Raw genomic sequence first — 17,594 nt, 5'->3', positions numbered from 1 at the left:
AAAAGGATGTACGACAAAATTGTCGCACATCCTTTTTCTTATAATAATTGTTGCAAGTAGCGTTTGATACGTGGATTCTCACTCGTAAAGAATGATTGGGTATCGCCATCAAAGGTGATCTCGCCATCTTCTAAAAAGACGATTCGATCAGCAACTTTTCGTGCAAACTCAACATGGTGAGTCACGACGATTTGGCCATTTCCTGTTTCGGCCAATTTTTTGATGACTAATAACACTTCTTGTGCCAACTCAGGATCTAATGCACTCGTAGGTTCATCGTAGAGCATAAATTCTGGTTCCATCGCTAGTGCTCGTGCAATCGCAACCCGTTGCATCTGTCCACCAGATAATTGGCTTGGACGTTCTTTCGCTTTATCGGATAAACCAACTTGTTTCAACAAACTTTCTGCTTGAGTCCGAGCTTGTTCTTTTGAAACTTTTTTGACTTGAGTCGGTCCTTCCATCACATTTTGAATGACCGTAAAATGTGGGAAAAGATTATACGCTTGGAACACGATACTAAAATGTCCGCGGTATTTTTTTAATTGCGAAAAGGCGATTTTTTGCGGAAACGTCAATTTATCGTCACCGATCGTGATTGTTCCGCTATCGGGTGTTTCTAATAGATCGATCGAACGCAATAAGGTGCTTTTTCCAGATCCAGATGGTCCTAAGATCACAGTTGTTTCACCTGGTTGGAAGGTTAAGTTGATGTCTTTCAATACATGATTACCATCAAATGTTTTATTTAAATTTTCAATTGTTAACATTGTCTGTTCCTCCTCCTAATAAACCATCCGTTTTTCAAGTACAGATTGTAGATAATTTAAAAGAGTACAGAAAATCAAGTAATACACAGCGACCATACAATAAAGCAGCAACGGTTCGTATGTACGAGCGGCGATTCTTTGAGCCGTCATAAAAATTTCTACGATCGTGATGCTGGCAGCTAATGAGGTATCTTTTACTAAGCTGACAAAGTTATTTGACAATGGTGGCAAGGCAATTTTAAAGGCTTGCGGTGCAATGATGCGGTATAAAATCTGCCAGCGACTCATGCCAAGTGACGCAGCGGATTCATATTGTCCTTGAGGAATCGCTAATAATGCTGAGCGGATGTTTTCCGAAGCATACGCACCTGTGTTCAATGAAAAAGTCAAGATTGCTGCTGTCCAAGCATCCATTTGGATCCCGACAGATGGCAATCCGAAGAAGACAATAAATAGTTGGACAAGTAACGGTGTCCCGCGGAAAATCCAAACGTAAATAAAAAAGATCCCGTTGATCAAGCGATTTTTAGAGATTCGAGCCAAAGCCGTGACCAATGCTAAAATCATCCCTAGTGCAAAAGAGATCAAGGTCAATGGGATCGTCATTTTGATCAGCGCCCAAAATAATGGCAATGCTGAGCTTTGAATAATATCAAGTGTTCGTTCCATGTTGTTTACCCCTCGTTCATAATAGGCTGTCGATTATCTTTATCAACAACAATTCCAGACTATACCTTTTTACCTCCTGCCGCATAGCGACAAGAGGTAAAGGAGATATGCCTATTTAGTGATATCTTTATCGAAATATTTCTCAGATAATTTCGTCAATGTACCATCTTCTTTTAATTCTTTGATTGCTTTGTCGACTTTATCTGCCAAGTCTTTATCATCTTTATGGAACATCGCAGCCACTTCTGTTGATTCATCTGATGTTTTTACGATTTTGATTGGTGCATTTGGTTTTTGTTTCAAGTAATCATAGTAAGTAACATCATCATTCAAGGTTGCAGCAGCACGATTGTCTCCGACTAATTCAACGGCTTTACTGAAACCATCGACACTAGAAATATCTGCGCCTAAGTCCTCTGCCATTTGAGCATAGTTACTTGTCAATGATTGAGCTGCAGTTTTACCTTTCAAATCAGAGAAATCTTTGATGTCGTCATTATCTTTGTTGACGATCAATGCTGGATGAGAGACAGAGTAAGGTGTACTGAACAAATATTTTTCTTTACGTTCGTCAGTGATCGATACTTGGTTGAACACGACATCTGTTTTCTTTGCATCAAAAGCAGCTAACATTGAATCCCATGGTGCTTCTACAAATTTAACTTCATAGTCCATTTTTTTTGCGACAGCTTTGGCTACATCTACGTCAAAACCAGTTAATTTATCGTTGTCATCACGATAAGAAAATGGTGAATACGTACCTTCTGTCCCGACTCTTAAAACTTTTTTCGAGCTTGAAACGCTGCTGTCATCTGATTTTGATTGGCAGCCTGCTAAAAACAAGACTCCTACTACTAAAATACTAGCAACGGCAATAAGTGATTTTTTCATTTTTCTACTTTCCCTCCAACGCTTGTTGCAAATCATTTTTTAAATCTTCAATATCTTCTATTCCTACTGATAATCGTATCAAACCATCTTTGATTCCGGAAATTTCCCGCTTGTCTTTTGGAATCGATGCATGTGTCATCACTGCTGGTACTTCGATCAAACTCTCAACACCACCCAAACTTTCGGCTAACGTAATGACTTCCAATGATTCAACGAATGAAGCGACGGTACTTTCATCCGCTAATTCAAAGGCCACCATACCGCCAAAACCACGCATTTGTTTTGCGGCGATTCCATGTCCGGGATGATCACTCAAACCTGGATAGTATACCTTTGCTACCAAGGGATTGTCGACTAAAAAGCTCGCGATTTCAGCGGCATTTTTTTGATGAGCTTCCATTCGGACGCCTAGTGTTTTGATCCCGCGGTGTAACAACCAACTATCTTGTGGGCCTAATACCCCACCGATCGAATTTTGGAAGAATCCGATCTGTTCAGCCAATTCCTCATTGTTCGTCGTGGCAACTCCCGCTACCAAATCACTGTGACCACCTAGATATTTGGTGCCGCTGTGAACAACGATGTCTGCACCAAGTGCCAACGGTTGTTGTAGATACGGGGTCGCAAACGTATTATCGACGATCGTCAACAAGTCATGTTCTTTAGCCCAAGCGGCACTTTTTTCGATATCGATGATTTTCAATAACGGGTTGCTTGGTGTTTCCAAAAGTAAAGCTTTCGTCTGGTCCGTTACGACACTCTCAAGAGCAGAGATATCTCGACTATCCACCATTGTATAACTTAATCCCAAAGGTTTAAAGACTTTATCCATCAAACGGAAAGTTCCGCCGTAAACATCGTCTCCCAGAATCAAATGATCACCTGGTTTAAAAATCGATAAGGTCGCATGAATCGCAGCAAGACCTGAGGCAAAAGCAAAACCTTTCACACCGCCTTCGAGTTCAGCAATCAATTCTTCTAATGCTAGACGCGTCGGATTGCCAGAACGAGAATATTCAAAATCACCTGGTTGCCCAAGTTTCTTTTGACGATAGGTTGATGTTTGATAGATTGGAACATTGACTGCACCTGTCAATGGGTCTTCGCTGATACCACCGTGGATCAATTTTGTTGATAAATTCATAGTTGTTTCCTCCTATTTTTTAGGTTTATCCAAAAATTTTTCATCGATCAGTTCGATTTTAAAGTCTTTCAAGAGCGCTGCGACAACACATGGCGACTCCTCCTTCTTCATTAGGACAGATTTAAATACAAAAAAGAGGTACAAGCTATTAAAGCTGTACCTCTTGCAATCGTTAAAAATAAAGTTCATTTAAACGAGTCCAGAACAGTTAATAGGCATGACAAATCGGTATGATGTTTTTTTGCATCATACAACAACACGCTGATTTAACTGTTTGATTGTTCATCACTGTCATGTTGTTTGTCATGGTTCTGACCTCCTTAATTGATTGGCTTAAATTTAGCACTTTAAAAATGAGAAGTCAATAAATTAATTTCAGCTACTTTTTAAAATAACCTTAATTTAAAAAAGCTTTTTCTCATTCGTTTTTGCTTAATCGATCTATCTAAAAAGAAAATGGACATAAAAAAACTAAATACGTCGATCAATCAGGTGAGATTTTCTAAAGAAACATTTGAAGAAATGACCATAGATAGCGCAGTAAACGGAATAAAATAAATAAAAGAAACAGATTGCCGAAAATAAAACTGACAGCATTGCCAGCACTGGCTTTTAAATTTCCCCAAGTAAAACGACGTAAAAAACGCGGCATTGAACTATAGCCGTTGCGTTTCAAGCGAAACTTCTCTTCATAAGTCAATTCTAATATATCGTAATAAACGATCTGTAAAGGATCGTTCGCAAAGAAAGCTTTTGAGAAACCGACCATCATCGTATAGCGTTTATTGTTTGACGGCAGATTGCGGACATTTTTCTTGCTGATAGCTACCTTGTCATGATCCATTACTTGATAACTATACTCTGTTTCTTCGATCTGAACAATCTCTGCTTCCGGTTGATTCTTAGCTAGAAATGCTTGATAGATCTCAGGAAATTTACGTTGTTGGATGATCAAGTAGATCAATCCTCCGGCTAAAATAGCGATCATTAAAACATTCAATAAAAAATGATCTTCGAAAAAAAAGCTGTAAGCAGCAATAATCAATAATGCTGCAGCACATAAGCTGATTCGTTTCCAATAATATTTTTGGTACATGTTGTGGATCGTTCTTTGATAATAATCAAAATCGGCGGTCGCAAAATCCATGCGTCCCACTCCTTTCATTTGTCAGCTGTATTTACAGTATAACGGACGTGTAGACAAAAGTCAGGCACTTTTTCCAACTAAAAATAAATGTTTGCTCGCTTTGGACGATTTTAAATGCTTTTTGTGAAAAAAAACACTTTTTCATTAAAACGCTTTTTTCTTATTGAGGTTAGGGTATAATAACAGTATAAAAACGATTACTTTTAATCAAGCGAAGGGGTACACTTATGAAAACAGCGATGGTTCTTGCTACTAGTTTGATTGCTTTAGTCAATCTTTATCTTTTCTATGTTTATTTTAAAGAGAAAAAAATCAAAGATGGTATGGAGAAATTAGCCGTGATGTTTGGGGTAAACATGAGTGTACTATTCATCGACAGCTTGATTTTATTTTTTGGCGCACTAGCTGAAGAAGGTTTCGCGCTCATGACGGTTTTACTTGAATTATAAAAAATACCTAGCAGAGATTCTGCTAGGTATTTTTATTCGACAAATCCATGTTCAATGATCATTAATTTACGTTTCAAGCGGCCCAGTACTGGAGTAAGCTCCTCAACTGTCTGCCACTCCGGATGTAATGCTAACTCTTGTTGAATCTTGATCGTTTCAGCATTCAATACCGCATAAATGACTTCTAATACCTCCGCTTTTTCTATCCCTTTACGCAAAGGTAATTTGTCTACAACCTCTTCAGTCAAGGTAATGTTCTTACTAAAATCACGTTGAATCTTTTGATTCATCTTTTCTCGTAAAGGTTCTGGCAAGCTTGGGATTTCAGCATATGCTTTCATCAAGAAATTAAATGCCGCAGGATGCTTCAATTGTAATGTAATCTTATATTTAGTTGCTGCAACGACCATCTCGATCAGATCATTGGCTCCGGTCCAAACAGAATAATCGATTTTTTGATAAAAAAAGTCAGCCGCAAATTCATAGGTGCTTTCATATAATCCATTCTTATTTTTAAAATAGTGGAAGACCAATCCCTTTGACACACCTGCTTGTACAGCAATCGCATCGGTTTTTGTTTCACGGTAACCCGAAGCACCAAATAATTCAGCACTGGCTAATAGGATTTTTTTTTCCTTCTCAGGATCTTTTACTATTTCTTTCATTCCATCACTCCATGTCTCGCTTATTGTATCCCACAAGTCCTAAAATCGTCAAAATAATAAAAGCAATCCACAAGAGCAGTGTTACTTGTTGATTGATCGGTTCACTAGGGATTTTTCCCACCCAGCCAAATGGTGAAATAGCTGCGTATTTTTTCGGCAAATTCATCAGCGGACCAAACATTTTAAACACTATGCCTGCTGCTAAATAGAACCACAGGAGCTTATTGGCTTTTGGTATAAATCCAACGAGAGCATTTGCACAGCCAATATAAAACAGTATTGTGGGTAAAAAACCAAAAAATGTTTGCCAGAAGTAATTTGATGACAAGGGCTCATTCAACGTACTGTTCCCTATCAAAAATGTACTGACTAAGGCTGAAGTAAATACAAACAAACTAAGACACAAAGCTACTAAAAAATAGCTTGCTGCTAGATTAGTCTTAGAAATTTTTTTGGCATGAACCATTTCTAAATAGCCTTTATTCTCATCTGAGCTCAAGCGAAAAACAACTAGAATACCGCTAGTAACTGCTAGAGCGACAAAAAACAATCCTAACATATTTAGATAGTTCAACAATAGTTCACGATTCGCAGTATGAATTTGCGAAATCCCCAATAATTTTTTGTATGTTGGGTTGGTTCCGATGATATCTCCGATTGTTTGAAAAATCGATCCATACGCCGTTCCTAAAATGATACTGCCAAAAAGCCAACCAAAAATACTATTTCGTTCAAGTTTAAAAACTAACCCAATTGGAGATGAAAGCAAATGACCTGCTTTTGCTTTCCCTTCTTTGGTAGAAAGAATACCGCTCCCGATATCTCTTGCACTAGCAATAGTGATTGCTATAAATAAACAAATCATCCCTAAGCCAAGTATCAAAACAAGAGGAAGCCAATAATTTTGTGAGTAAATAGCAGTTTTTTCAACCCAGCCGACCGGCGAAACCCATGTCCATTTTGGATTACTGACATCTGTCAGCATTCGACATATATACAAAACTGCATAAAGACCATAACTAGTAAAATAAGCACTGCGTGAATCGTTCATTACTTGCCCCATCAATAAACTGATAAAACCAAATAGCATGCCAATACTAGCAATACTGAAGCCCATCAAAAAATTTCAATCGCTGTCGCATAAATTGGTGCTAATCTACCAATCGAACGAGAACGAATCATTTCTAATAATCCTGTCTCTTCTTCTGTTCTAGTATTACTAATCGCCAATGAAATATTCATAAAAACCATGAACATTCCCATAAAAATCAACATTTCAGAAGCAAAAACATTAGCAGTAGTATACGGTTTTTCTACTGTAAATTCACCAAAAAGCGAAATCATCGCAGGCAGTTTCAGTGTTTGAATAATGGTATTGATATCAGAGTTTGTTCCGAATAAGACATTGAATTTTAGCGCTGCTGAAGCAAATAAACCAACTAAAACAATGATCCAAATTAAATGTTTGACTCGATTTTGTTTAAGGTTCGCTTGAAGGAGATAGCTCGTCTTTGCCCCGCTAAACATGAGAATCAGCTCCTTGTTTTTCATAATAATGCAAAAACAAATCTTCTAAGGTTGGTGGCGTGGAGGTCAAATCAACGAGTTTTCTTTCAGCTAAAAAAAGCATCAATGTGTCCATTTGTTCACGGTCAACGGATAGTTCTGCTCGTTGCTGTTGTGAATCGGTGAATTTCAGATTATAAATTCCGGGCAATTTTTCTATTCCTGCTAAAGAATCCTTGGTCACAACTGTCATTTTTATACGCGTCAAATGCCGTAGAGAGAGTAAATCCCCAGTCTCAATGATTTCTCCATCTCGAATGATTACAACACGGTCACACATTTTTTCTACTTCAGATAAAATGTGACTAGATAGCAGAATACTTTTACCTGCTGCTTTAAGTTTTATTACTTCTTGCTGAAACGTTATTTCGTTTAAAGGATCTAATCCAGAAGTCGGTTCATCAAAAATATATAAATCGGCTTCTTGTGATAAAGCAGCGATCAATGCAACTTTCTGGCGATTCCCTTTAGAATACGTTCTAGCTTTTTTCTTAGGGTCTAACTGAAACTTTTGGATCAACTCTTCCGTTTTCTTCGTTCGTTGTTGGTCATTTAAGCGTAATAATAAATCAATAATTTCTCCCCCAGTTAAGTTAGGCCATAAATAAACATCTCCTGGCACATAAGAAAGTCGTTGGTGGATCTTAGTATCTTCTTGCCAAACATCTTGTCCAAAAATCTGTGCTTCTCCACTTGTTTTCTTTAGCATTCCAAGTAAAATTCGAATCGTTGTCGATTTCCCAGCTCCACTCGGACCAATAAAACCTAATACTTCCCCCTGATTGACCGAGAAGGTGATATCTTTCAAGGCCTCAAACCGTCCAAATTTTTTTGTGACTTGCTGTAATGAAACAATCGGTTGATCCATCGTACTCACTCCTTAGCATCTTCTTTCTTCGAAGATACGCTCTTTTGACTCATTAGTCAATGACCTGCTAGTCAATATTTTTTTCATTTATCACGATCTGATGACTGGCATTCTACAGTTCCGAATATCCGCGTATTTCTCGCAGTTTTCTTAAATCTGACGTATGATAAAAGAAACAATTGAAGGAGGTTTTTATGACGATCATTAAAAAAATTCCGCCGCTGCTTTTACTTCTAGCAGTTATTGGCGATTTTTCTCTTCCCTATTTTCTAGGTCCAGATTATCCTGGTTTTGATCAAATGACGATGTTAATCAGTCAACTAGGTGAAGCAAGCAGTCCTGTTCAATCAACTTTCAATCACGGTTCAGTTCTTACTGGGTCCTTATTTATTTTAGGAAGTCTCGGTGTTTATTCTTTTTTTGCGGCTGAATCAAAGCGGATGGCTCAAATCTTGACTGGCGCGATTGCACTTTATGGTTTTGGAGACTGTATTTTGACTGGCATTGTTCATATCAGCGAATCAGCGAATTTTTTCAGCCCTGCCTATTTTTTACATGCTGCTTTTTCAGGGATCGCCATGGTCGCAATGATGTTCGTTCCGTTATTATTGGCCTATGAATCCTCACTAAAAGGAAAGAAAGGTCTGGCCGGATTTTATCTTATTTGTTTAGGGATTGCGGTTATTACTTTGATTTTATTTGCGGCGTATTATTTACCAGTGATCGGTGATCTACTAACGACCACCCGTGGTTTTTGGCAACGTGCCTCGCTTTTATTTCTTTATTTGCCGGCAGCTACGCTAGCCATTAGACAATTAAGACATTCTTCAAGTACGACAGAGTGACTTATCTTTATCAAATCGACAAAAAAGTCCTAGATCAGTTGATCCAGGACTTTTTTCATTTCTATTTATTTTAATAATTCTTTTAGTGCTTCTACATGGCTGGTTAAAGGTCGACCTAAAGCTTTTTCAAAATCAGCTGATGAAACATCTAAATAACCCGCTTTGATATCTTGTTGGAAAGTCAAAAACATTTCAGCCACGGGTTGCGGCAACCCAGCAGCGGCCAAACTATCCACGAATATTTGATCAGAAGAAGCTGCGATTTCGATATCTTTACCAGTCGCTTCCTTTAAAGCTTCACCTAGTGCAGCATACGTGATCGGTTCACCGGATAATTCTAAAATCTCAGGATACTCAGTTCCTGCCACGGCTTTGGCGGCTACTTCAGCATATTCTCTTCTTAATGCCCAACCTGTCTTACCTTCTTCAGCAGCGTAAATAAATTTTCCGCTAGCCAAAGCGCCACCAATGATCGGCAGTTCATTTTCCAGATACCAGTTATTTCGCAAAAACGTATGTGCGATTCCTGATTCTGCGATAACTTTTTCAGTAAAAATATGATCGGGGGCTAAAGAACTTTTTGAGTCTTTCGCATTTGCGATACTTGTATAAGCGATATAAGAAACTCCAGCTTCTTTCGCTGCGCTCACAACGTTTTCATGCTCTGCTTGACGATTACCCGGTGCGCCTGAAACAAATAATAGCCGATCAATTCCGCTCAACGCTTCTTTCATGGATGTGCGATCTGCATAATCGCCGATTTTCACATTAAAACCAGCTTTTTTCAAAGCGGCCCCTTTTTCTTCACTGCGCACTAATGCATAAATTTCATCTTGCGGAACGAATTCTTTTAAGAAATCTAATGCAAGTCCACCAAAACTACCATTTGCTCCTGTTACTAAATAGGTCATCTTATAACCACTCCTCTATTTTAATGATTGAACTTCTTGCTGTACATTTATAAATTACACCTTTATAATAAACAGTATGTTAGTATTAGTCAAGAAAAAAAACTGAAAGGCGCTGTTCCGATGAAATATTCTATTCAATTCAGTGATGCGATCCATATTCTTGCTTACATAGAAATATTTAAAGACACCACTTACTTATCCAGTGAAATGATCGCCAGCAGTGTTGAGACCAACGCTGCCAATGTCCGGAAAATCATGAGTCATTTAAAAAAAGCCAATTTGATTGTTACCCAAACGGGAAAAGCAAAACCGTCACTTGCGAAAACGCCTGCTGAAATTACCCTATTTGATATTTATCAAAGTATCGAAGGCAATACTAATCTGATCCAAGTCGATTCCAAGACCAATCTCGATTGTGTCGTAGGGGCGAATATTCAAGCTGTTTTAACTTCGACTTATACTCGCTTGCAAGCATCAGTCGAAGCTGAGATGACCCAAATCACCTTGCAGCAAATCATTGAACAAATTGCCATCGCTGAAACAAGACCGGAAAATGATGTCTTTGTGAGACCTTATCTTCCCTAACATCGCTTTAATTTTACTCACGTGAAAAGACCGTCCTAAAATATAGGACGGTCTTTTTTGCTAAAATTTTTTGATTCCGATCTGAGCAGCACCGATAGCTCCAGCAAACTGGGACAGCTCATCTGTTTGGACAGGGGCTAAAACATAGTGCGCCAGTACTTCAGAAAAAGCTGCACTTTTTGATAAACCGCCCGTGAATAAAATTGTTTCTCCGCGTTTTGGTCGTAATTTTGAATATTGACTACTGATTCGTTGGGCAATCGAATGTAGGACACCTAGTGCGATATCTGCTCGTTCTTCCCCTTTTGAAATCAAACTGATAACTTCTGATTCCGCGAAAACAGTGCACATGCTATTGATCGTGATCGGTGTTGCTGCTTGGACAAAGGTATCTAAATCCGCGATCTCTTCCTCTAGTGTTCGCATCATCACTTCTACAAAACGCCCTGTTCCAGCTGCACAACGATCATTCATACTGAATTCAGTCACACTCCCTTTGCCGTTCAGTTGGATCGTCTTACAATCTTGCCCGCCGATATCGATGACTTGAGTCACTCCAGGAAAAAGGTATTCCGCCCATTTGCCATGACAAGTGATCTCAGTGACGACTAGATCAGCTGGGATCAATTTTCGACCATAGCCAGTAGTCACTAATTTCACTTGAGATAATCCATGCCGGTCTTTAAAATAGTCCACGACTTCAGTCATCGCCCCCCTAGGATTGCCGGCGGTAGGGATCAAATAGCGATCAACAAGCTGATCCACTGAAAAAAGCACTCCTTTGGTCGTAGTCGATCCTGAATCTAAGCCTATCGTGTACATAAAAGCTCTTCTTCCAACATTTCAATAAAAGCGGTTACTCGTGTATTGATCTGCTCGATATCAGCCGTCGAATAATCTGTTTCTAAATACAGATAGGGGATATTTTTTTCTTCATTCAAGAAGCGTTTGATTTTTAACGATTCGACCGAAAAAGGAATGCAGTTTTGTAAAACCATATCGATCACGCCATCGACTTGATAGTCATCGATCATTTGGCCTAATAAATCTTTTCGCGGTTGATTGTTTGCCATACAGGCACAGCCGATATTGATATATTTATCCGTCAATGCTTGATACACATCAGCTTCTTCTTCATCCACCAAGCGCTCAACCGCTTTTGCCACTGTACAGTTCTCATAGGCTACGACGATGCCGCCATTTTCTTCGATCGCACGGATCACTTTTTCAGTCACGCCTCCCATCGGAGAGCCCGTCACTAAGATTCTTGGTTTGGTATCCAGGCGTTTACCTGCCGCATAGTCTTCTTTGACTCTAGCAGTTGTTTCTTCCAACATCTGGATGACTTCTTCCTTATCAAATTTATACTGTGAACCATACATCACTTTGAAAATTTCTTGCCCGCTGATCGCTGGCGGATTCAATTGACCCAGACGATAAAAATTCTGCTTTGCTTGACGCTCACGATTTTTCAGTTTGATTGCCGCTCGAATTTTCTCATCCGTGATCTCGACATGTAAAAAGTCTTCCAATTTTTCTTTAAAACGGACCATCTCGCTGTACCATAATTGCTTACTGGCTTCACTCGTACGCGTATGAGGCAGATGCATCAAATAGGTCTCTTTGAATTCTTCCATGTATTCATACATTTTCTTTTTGCCATCGCAAGTCGTCTCGCCAACCACTAAATCAGAAAAATAAAAATACGGACATTTATCGGTTTTGCCAAAGCCATAACTAGATTTGATCAGCGGACAAAGATTGCGAGGCAGGTCTTCCTCAGCATCAGGAATCGTCTCATCGGAAGTCGAACACAAACTGATTTGGATCGCCTCACCTGCTAGTACCAACTCTTCCGGCATAAAAGTACAATACACACCTACGACTGGTACGCCTTTTTCTTTGATCTCTTTGACTGCTAAAAATCCTTGTCTGCGTGCCTCGCCAAAATCATCAAAAATCTCCGGTAAACTTGTCTTTACATCCATGTATTCCAATCCTTTCTTTTTCGCTTAATTCTTCTAAAAAGAAATTCATCCATTCACATCTGTTGAAGTATCTTTCCAGAAGGGAAAACAGTCCTTAGAACCTCTAAGTGGACAGATCGTCATTGTCATATTCGAACCATTTTTCCACCTCCAGATTTCCAAAAGAATGTAACCCTTTTCATCATTAGTTTTAGTATAACGAAAGCTTTTTTTACTCACAATACTTCTAAAAGAGAATCGTTCTCACAATGTAGATTAATTCACAATGTTGTTTGTTTTATTGATTGATCAAGTTACTATTGTGGATTCAAACTTTTCCAAATAAAAAAACTGCCGCAATCCTGCGACAGTTTTTTCAAGTTTTAATTATGATTCTTTACGATTAAATAAAAAGTAAATCGCTGCTAGCAATACACATGAAGCGATCGATACGATGTGTCCGCTGCTGAGACTGTGTAATATATGATGGATAAACTCATCTTCAACAAACATCGAACCGGCTGTGTAAGCAATCAATAATGCCCCGATCCAAATCAAGAATGGGAAGCGATCCATCAATTTCAAGATCATTTGACTACCAAAGACTACGATCGGAATACTAATGACTAAACCAAAAACAGCTAGCAAGAAATGTCCGTCAGCGACTCCTGCAATCGCTAAGACATTATCCAAACTCATGACTAGATCGGCGATAATGATCGTGCGCACCGCTGAAAAGAAGGTCGTTTCACTTTTGACATTGGCTTCCTCACCATTTGAACGTAATAGATCATAGGCGATATAAAACAATAAGACGCTACCAACGATTTTGACATAAGGAATCGTCAATAATTCTACGGCGATCAACATTAGGATTATCCGCAACACCACTGCTCCAGCAGTCCCAATAATGATTGCTTTATTTCGTGATACATCGGGTAATTTCCGGGTGGCTAATGCGATAACGACGGCATTATCCCCACTTAAAACTAAATTCAACACAATAATCGAAAGAATTTTCGATACCATTGCAATACTCATATTCCCACTCCTACTAAACTAATCTGGTCTACCCTAACACTTTTTACTGAAAAAATCATGAAAAGGCGCTTATGATTCACTATGACCTGTTCTATTGTAGGACATTCATTCCAAAAAGTATAATAGAAATTAGTTATTTTTTTAGGCTAAAATTTTATTTTTAATTATTTATTACAATTCACTAGTTCAAGCCCTTAATAAACCGCTCCGTGATTTCTTTTGGTCTAGTGATCGCACCACCGACTACGATACCGCTAACACCAAGTTTTTGTGCTTGTTTGGCTTGTTCTGGTGTTTGGATCTGACCTTCGGCAATCACAGGAATATCGAGTGCGACTAATTTCTTCATCAGCTCAAAATTGGGACCTTTTGTAGTCCGATCGGCACTTTCAGGTGTATAACCGCTCAAAGTCGTCCCAACAAAATCCACACCAGCTTCATAAGCATTTTTGCCTTCTTCTAGGGTAGCGATGTCTGCCATCAATAATTGATTGGGGTAGTTATTTTTGATTTGTTTGATAAATTGGCTGATCGTTTGGCCGTCATGGCGTTTTCGCAATGTACAATCAAGGGCGATCACTTCGACCTCACAAGCGACTAGTTCGTCGATTTCTTGCATCGTTGCCGTAATAAAGGGTGCTTCTGGTGGGTATTGTTTTTTGATCAATCCAATTATTGGCAGATCTACCAGTGCTTTGATCTCTTTGATATCCCGAACGGAATTCGCTCGGATTGCTTTAGCACCGCCTTCTTTAGCGGCCAAAGCTAGCAGTGGCATGATCCCGCCTTTTTCTGTATATAAAGGTTCGCCTGGCAAAGCCTGACAAGAAACGATCAGACCATCCTTGATTTGATCCAAAAAAGTTGCTTTTTCCATTGGGTTACAACACTCCATTTCATTTAATTATTCTATGAAAAGGGTATCATTGAAAACGGTCTCTGACTAGCAAAAAATCCTACCACTAAATAGTGATAGGATTTTTTTATTTAAGAGTTGCAGCTGATAACGCAACATCTCCGATAGCCGAACGAATCGCTTCCGTATTGGTAAAATTTTGAGTCAAGACCACGAGTGCGAATGGGTTGTCTTTGGTGAGAACTAAGCCGATATCATTCTCAGCATTGTCCAACTCGCCTGTTTTATTCGCTACAACGATATCCGTTGAGAGTTTGCTAGGGATTTTGGTACGAAGCGTTTGCCCTTCCATGATCTCTAGCATCGTAGCGTAGGGCTCTGTTGCTCGTTGTTGATAAAGGCGTTTCAAAAAACTCATACAATCATTCAGCGAAGTATAATTTTCTTTGCCTTGTGCTCGAGCATCGTTATCCAACATCAAGCGTTCTAAACGAGTGTCCTGATATCCTTGAGTTTGGAAAAATTGATTCAACGTTTCAATGCCAAAATGACTGATCAGTGTATTGGCCGCGGCGTTATCACTTTGCTGAATCATCGGCAGCAGCCAATCATTCACTGACTTGCCATCCACTATTTCGTTGGGATCAGCTTGGGTCAAAGCATATTCCATCACGAACACTTTAATGACACTTGCTGAAACCGTGGGAGCAGAGTTGTTGCTGGATAGCTCTTTTCCACTATTAAAATAATAAACACCGTAGTAAACATGACTTGCATTGGCTTCTAAATTACTTACAGCTAATTCTTCACGCGGTTCGCTCGCTGAGCTCGTTGTCGTTGTCGTTGTCGCTTGGATACTACTTGATGTTGTCCTCGTTGCTTTCGTTGTCGACGACTGACTTGATCTTGCAATAGCATCAGACGATTTAGTTGGCTGATTTAATAAAGTGCGGCCGACACTATAAGATGCGGCAGCGATCACTAAAAAACAAGCGCCAATGCCAAAAAATTTGGATCGTTTGTTTTTTTTAGAGCGGATATGTCTTCCCAAACGAATTCAGCTTCTTTCTATTTATAAGATCAGAAATTATGATATCCAGACTTCATTGACGCCAGCATTTTTAGTGACGCCATCCGTCAAGGCTAGACGAGAAGAATAAGATACATAGCCATAATACGTTTGTGTGCTGCCAGCATCCCAAGTTACTGTGATACGGACATTGGGATTGATCATTTTTGTATCCGGCATATCCATTGGGTATTGATCATTGGTTTCATAACTCAAAACATCGCCGTTAGCACTAGTAATCGTTGCTTGTCCAAAATACTGCGTACCATTGACATTTTTTTGCGTTACACTGCCATTAGCTCCGATCGTTAGTGAACCTTGTTTTTGGCTTGATTGCGAATAATAGAAATAGTAGGTATTTGCCCACTTAGCATAATCGCCGCTAAAGGCACTACCGGAAGAAGACTTGGCTGAGTCACTCGCCTTTTGACTGGAATCAGTCGTTTGATCCGTTTGTTTCATGCCATCATCATTTTTTGCTTGCAGTTCATCAACTTCATCGGCAATCGAAGCAAATTCACTTCGGCCTAGATCACTCGCTGAAATCTGACTTAATTTCAAATTAGATTTTTTGTACTCGCCATTGATCGTCAATTCCTTCGCTTCCGCGATCAACTTGTCATATTTGCTCGTATCGATTTTGTTGGAAGCTGAGGTGCTGTTCAATGTAACGCCAGTAGATGAAGGTGTCGTCGCTTCATCATTAGAACCTCCAGCCAATGCTAGTCCCACACCAACGACGACTGCTACTACCGCTACCCCAGCTAATACCATCAGCCACTTCGGAAATCCCCCTTTTGGATTAGGCGTTTGATTGAACGGTTCTGAATTATTTTTCAAATTCGCGCCCTGATTTCTTTTCGGGCTATTTTCAACAGACTCGAATGCATGCCCGCATTCTTCACAAAAACGTGATTGATCTTTGTTTTCCGCCCCGCACTTTGGACAATATTTCATTTTTATCTACTCCTTGGATTTTGCTTCGATCTTTTTTACGACCGTTTTCTTTACCACGATTTTACCATACCACACACATAAGCGTTACAGAATATTGATAAGGACAAAAAAACTTACCCACAGAAGATGTGGATAAGTTTTCTATTTCAACATACTTGCGGCTAAACTAAATTCGGCGATTGCTGTCCGGGTACTTACAATGTCTGACACATCACTAGCCAAGACGGCGATTGCAAAGGGCTGGTCTTTATCAAATACGATCCCGATATCATTTTCAACCGTTTGCTGCGCACCGGAAAGATTTGCGATCGTCATATTTTTTGGAATCTTAGCGGGAATTTTACTGCGGATCTGCTGCCCTTCCATCAATTGGAGCATCTCTTTTTGCGGTGCCTTTTTACGTTTGCTATAAAGTTTTTTCAACAGCGCCAGACAATCATTGACCGACGTATAATTTTCTTTATCGGTGCTGAGAACATTGATATCCAGCATCCGCCGCTCGATCCGCGTATCCTGATACCCTTGGTCTTGGAAGTAGGTATTCATCGCATCCATGCCATAATGATCGATCAAAACATTCGTTGCCGCGATATCATTTTGTTGGATCATCGGAGCTAGCCAATCACTCAATTTTTTATGCTCGATCACTTGCTCGCTGCCGCCAGGTTGGTTCAGGGCATAATCCATGATAAATGCATTGATGACCTCAGCAGCCACCATCGTTTGGGGATTCTCGCTGTTAAACGTCGCTTTATCTTTAAAATAATAGACACCATAAGATACCGTTCCAGCACTATTCATCAACGCTGTCGCATCTAACTTAGCCGTTTGTTTTTCTGTACTAGCTGATTTACTCGTGCTAGCTTTGGTTTCTTTTGCTTTTGTTGTCGAGCTGCTCTTTTTAGTTGTCTTTTCAGCCGCTTTTTTGACGGAACTTTCTGTTGTGGTACTCACTTGTGTCGAAGAACTCTTTTCAGTCGATGACTGCGTTGCTTCGGTGGCAACTGTTGGTGCTTCTTCTGAACTATTAAAAAGCTTAGCCGCACCAAAAATCATTACACCTGCAATCGTCGCAGTCACTACGCCGACTGTGATATATTTTTTTAACTTGCTCTCACTTGGCTCGCTATGTCTGCCCAATTCCTTCACCTTCTCCCGTCGGTCACAGACCCACTATTAGTCAGGATAAGTTTA

At 39.6% G+C, this 17,594-nt stretch carries 20 protein-coding genes; 3 read left to right on the top strand and 17 right to left on the bottom strand.

Annotation, left to right across the window (positions count from 1 at the left end):
• Nucleotides 1-38: 38 nt before the first annotated feature.
• The 5 genes from ACQKTA_RS10530 to ACQKTA_RS10510 form a co-directional block, all read right to left on the bottom strand.
• Complete coding sequence (locus ACQKTA_RS10530) at nucleotides 39-770, bottom strand: amino acid ABC transporter ATP-binding protein (RefSeq protein ID WP_427813695.1); 732 nt, start codon at nucleotides 768-770, stop codon at nucleotides 39-41.
• A 15-nt stretch (nucleotides 771-785) separates the two neighbouring features.
• The gene (locus ACQKTA_RS10525) at nucleotides 786-1,439 is read right to left on the bottom strand and encodes an amino acid ABC transporter permease (protein WP_071856694.1); all 654 of its coding nucleotides are present in this window, start codon (nucleotides 1,437-1,439) and stop codon (nucleotides 786-788) included.
• 111 nt (nucleotides 1,440-1,550) lie between these two features.
• Nucleotides 1,551-2,330 carry an amino acid ABC transporter substrate-binding protein gene (locus tag ACQKTA_RS10520; protein WP_427813694.1) on the bottom strand — a complete coding sequence of 260 codons (780 nt, stop codon included), beginning with the start codon at nucleotides 2,328-2,330 and terminating at the stop codon, nucleotides 1,551-1,553.
• Nucleotides 2,331-2,334: 4 nt separating this feature from the next.
• Nucleotides 2,335-3,474 (bottom strand): cystathionine gamma-synthase, encoded by a 1,140-nt coding sequence (locus ACQKTA_RS10515; RefSeq protein WP_427813693.1) that lies wholly within the window; start codon nucleotides 3,472-3,474, stop codon nucleotides 2,335-2,337.
• A 502-nt stretch (nucleotides 3,475-3,976) separates the two neighbouring features.
• Complete coding sequence (locus ACQKTA_RS10510) at nucleotides 3,977-4,621, bottom strand: hypothetical protein (protein WP_427813692.1); 645 nt, start codon at nucleotides 4,619-4,621, stop codon at nucleotides 3,977-3,979.
• Between the two features lie 227 nt (nucleotides 4,622-4,848).
• Between ACQKTA_RS10510 and ACQKTA_RS10505 the strand changes: the two genes are divergently transcribed.
• Nucleotides 4,849-5,070 carry a hypothetical protein gene (locus ACQKTA_RS10505; protein WP_427813691.1) on the top strand — a complete coding sequence of 74 codons (222 nt, stop codon included), beginning with the start codon at nucleotides 4,849-4,851 and terminating at the stop codon, nucleotides 5,068-5,070.
• 32 nt (nucleotides 5,071-5,102) lie between these two features.
• Here the strand turns inward: ACQKTA_RS10505 and ACQKTA_RS10500 are convergent, their stop codons facing one another.
• The 4 genes from ACQKTA_RS10500 to ACQKTA_RS10485 are packed head-to-tail and all read right to left on the bottom strand — an operon-like array spanning nucleotide 5,103 to nucleotide 8,169.
• Nucleotides 5,103-5,735, bottom strand: coding sequence for a TetR/AcrR family transcriptional regulator (locus ACQKTA_RS10500; RefSeq protein WP_427813690.1), 633 nt, complete (start codon nucleotides 5,733-5,735; stop codon nucleotides 5,103-5,105).
• A gap of 4 nt (nucleotides 5,736-5,739) precedes the next feature.
• On the bottom strand, nucleotides 5,740-6,852 hold the full coding sequence (locus ACQKTA_RS10495; RefSeq protein ID WP_427813689.1) for an ABC transporter permease: 1,113 nt from the start codon (nucleotides 6,850-6,852) through the stop codon (nucleotides 5,740-5,742).
• Complete coding sequence (locus tag ACQKTA_RS10490; RefSeq protein WP_427813688.1) at nucleotides 6,852-7,262, bottom strand: hypothetical protein; 411 nt, start codon at nucleotides 7,260-7,262, stop codon at nucleotides 6,852-6,854. Before ACQKTA_RS10490 ends, ACQKTA_RS10495 begins: the two co-directional genes overlap by 1 nt.
• Nucleotides 7,255-8,169, bottom strand: a complete 915-nt coding sequence (locus tag ACQKTA_RS10485; RefSeq protein WP_427813687.1) for an ABC transporter ATP-binding protein — start codon at nucleotides 8,167-8,169, stop codon at nucleotides 7,255-7,257. Before ACQKTA_RS10485 ends, ACQKTA_RS10490 begins: the two co-directional genes overlap by 8 nt.
• A 194-nt stretch (nucleotides 8,170-8,363) precedes the next feature.
• Here ACQKTA_RS10485 and ACQKTA_RS10480 point away from each other — a divergent pair, with 194 nt between their 5' ends.
• Nucleotides 8,364-9,014: a DUF998 domain-containing protein gene (locus ACQKTA_RS10480; protein WP_407854950.1), complete on the top strand. Its 651-nt coding sequence runs from the start codon at nucleotides 8,364-8,366 to the stop codon at nucleotides 9,012-9,014.
• A gap of 65 nt (nucleotides 9,015-9,079) precedes the next feature.
• Here ACQKTA_RS10480 and ACQKTA_RS10475 read toward each other — a convergent pair whose 3' ends face one another.
• The gene (locus ACQKTA_RS10475; RefSeq protein ID WP_427813686.1) at nucleotides 9,080-9,925 is read right to left on the bottom strand and encodes an SDR family oxidoreductase; all 846 of its coding nucleotides are present in this window, start codon (nucleotides 9,923-9,925) and stop codon (nucleotides 9,080-9,082) included.
• Nucleotides 9,926-10,045: 120 nt separating this feature from the next.
• On the opposite strand from ACQKTA_RS10475, the gene ACQKTA_RS10470 reads away from it, so the two are divergent.
• On the top strand, nucleotides 10,046-10,510 hold the full coding sequence (locus ACQKTA_RS10470) for an Rrf2 family transcriptional regulator (protein ID WP_427813685.1): 465 nt from the start codon (nucleotides 10,046-10,048) through the stop codon (nucleotides 10,508-10,510).
• A 60-nt stretch (nucleotides 10,511-10,570) separates the two neighbouring features.
• Here the strand turns inward: ACQKTA_RS10470 and ACQKTA_RS10465 are convergent, their stop codons facing one another.
• From ACQKTA_RS10465 to ACQKTA_RS10435, 7 genes are all read right to left on the bottom strand, one after another.
• The gene (locus tag ACQKTA_RS10465) at nucleotides 10,571-11,332 is read right to left on the bottom strand and encodes an acyl-CoA dehydratase activase (RefSeq protein ID WP_427813684.1); all 762 of its coding nucleotides are present in this window, start codon (nucleotides 11,330-11,332) and stop codon (nucleotides 10,571-10,573) included.
• Nucleotides 11,320-12,498, bottom strand: coding sequence for a double-cubane-cluster-containing anaerobic reductase (locus tag ACQKTA_RS10460; protein ID WP_427813683.1), 1,179 nt, complete (start codon nucleotides 12,496-12,498; stop codon nucleotides 11,320-11,322). Before ACQKTA_RS10460 ends, ACQKTA_RS10465 begins: the two co-directional genes overlap by 13 nt.
• Before the next feature lie 366 nt (nucleotides 12,499-12,864).
• Nucleotides 12,865-13,518 carry a TerC family protein gene (locus tag ACQKTA_RS10455; protein WP_407854955.1) on the bottom strand — a complete coding sequence of 218 codons (654 nt, stop codon included), beginning with the start codon at nucleotides 13,516-13,518 and terminating at the stop codon, nucleotides 12,865-12,867.
• Between the two features lie 181 nt (nucleotides 13,519-13,699).
• Nucleotides 13,700-14,395 (bottom strand): N-acetylmannosamine-6-phosphate 2-epimerase, encoded by a 696-nt coding sequence (locus ACQKTA_RS10450; RefSeq protein ID WP_427813682.1) that lies wholly within the window; start codon nucleotides 14,393-14,395, stop codon nucleotides 13,700-13,702.
• A gap of 106 nt (nucleotides 14,396-14,501) precedes the next feature.
• Entirely contained in the window at nucleotides 14,502-15,425 is a 924-nt protein-coding gene (locus ACQKTA_RS10445) for a serine hydrolase (RefSeq protein WP_427813681.1), read from the bottom strand.
• A 36-nt stretch (nucleotides 15,426-15,461) separates the two neighbouring features.
• Nucleotides 15,462-16,400 (bottom strand): zinc-ribbon domain-containing protein, encoded by a 939-nt coding sequence (locus ACQKTA_RS10440; protein WP_427813680.1) that lies wholly within the window; start codon nucleotides 16,398-16,400, stop codon nucleotides 15,462-15,464.
• A gap of 141 nt (nucleotides 16,401-16,541) precedes the next feature.
• The gene (locus tag ACQKTA_RS10435) at nucleotides 16,542-17,549 is read right to left on the bottom strand and encodes a serine hydrolase (RefSeq protein ID WP_427813679.1); all 1,008 of its coding nucleotides are present in this window, start codon (nucleotides 17,547-17,549) and stop codon (nucleotides 16,542-16,544) included.
• Nucleotides 17,550-17,594 lie beyond the last annotated feature (45 nt).

The organism is Enterococcus sp. 22-H-5-01 (assembly GCF_050310005.1).
Lineage (GTDB): Bacteria > Bacillota > Bacilli > Lactobacillales > Enterococcaceae > Enterococcus_A > Enterococcus_A hailinensis.
The sequence above is the reverse complement of the archived record's forward strand: the minus strand, read 5'-3'. Positions and strand labels throughout refer to the sequence as shown.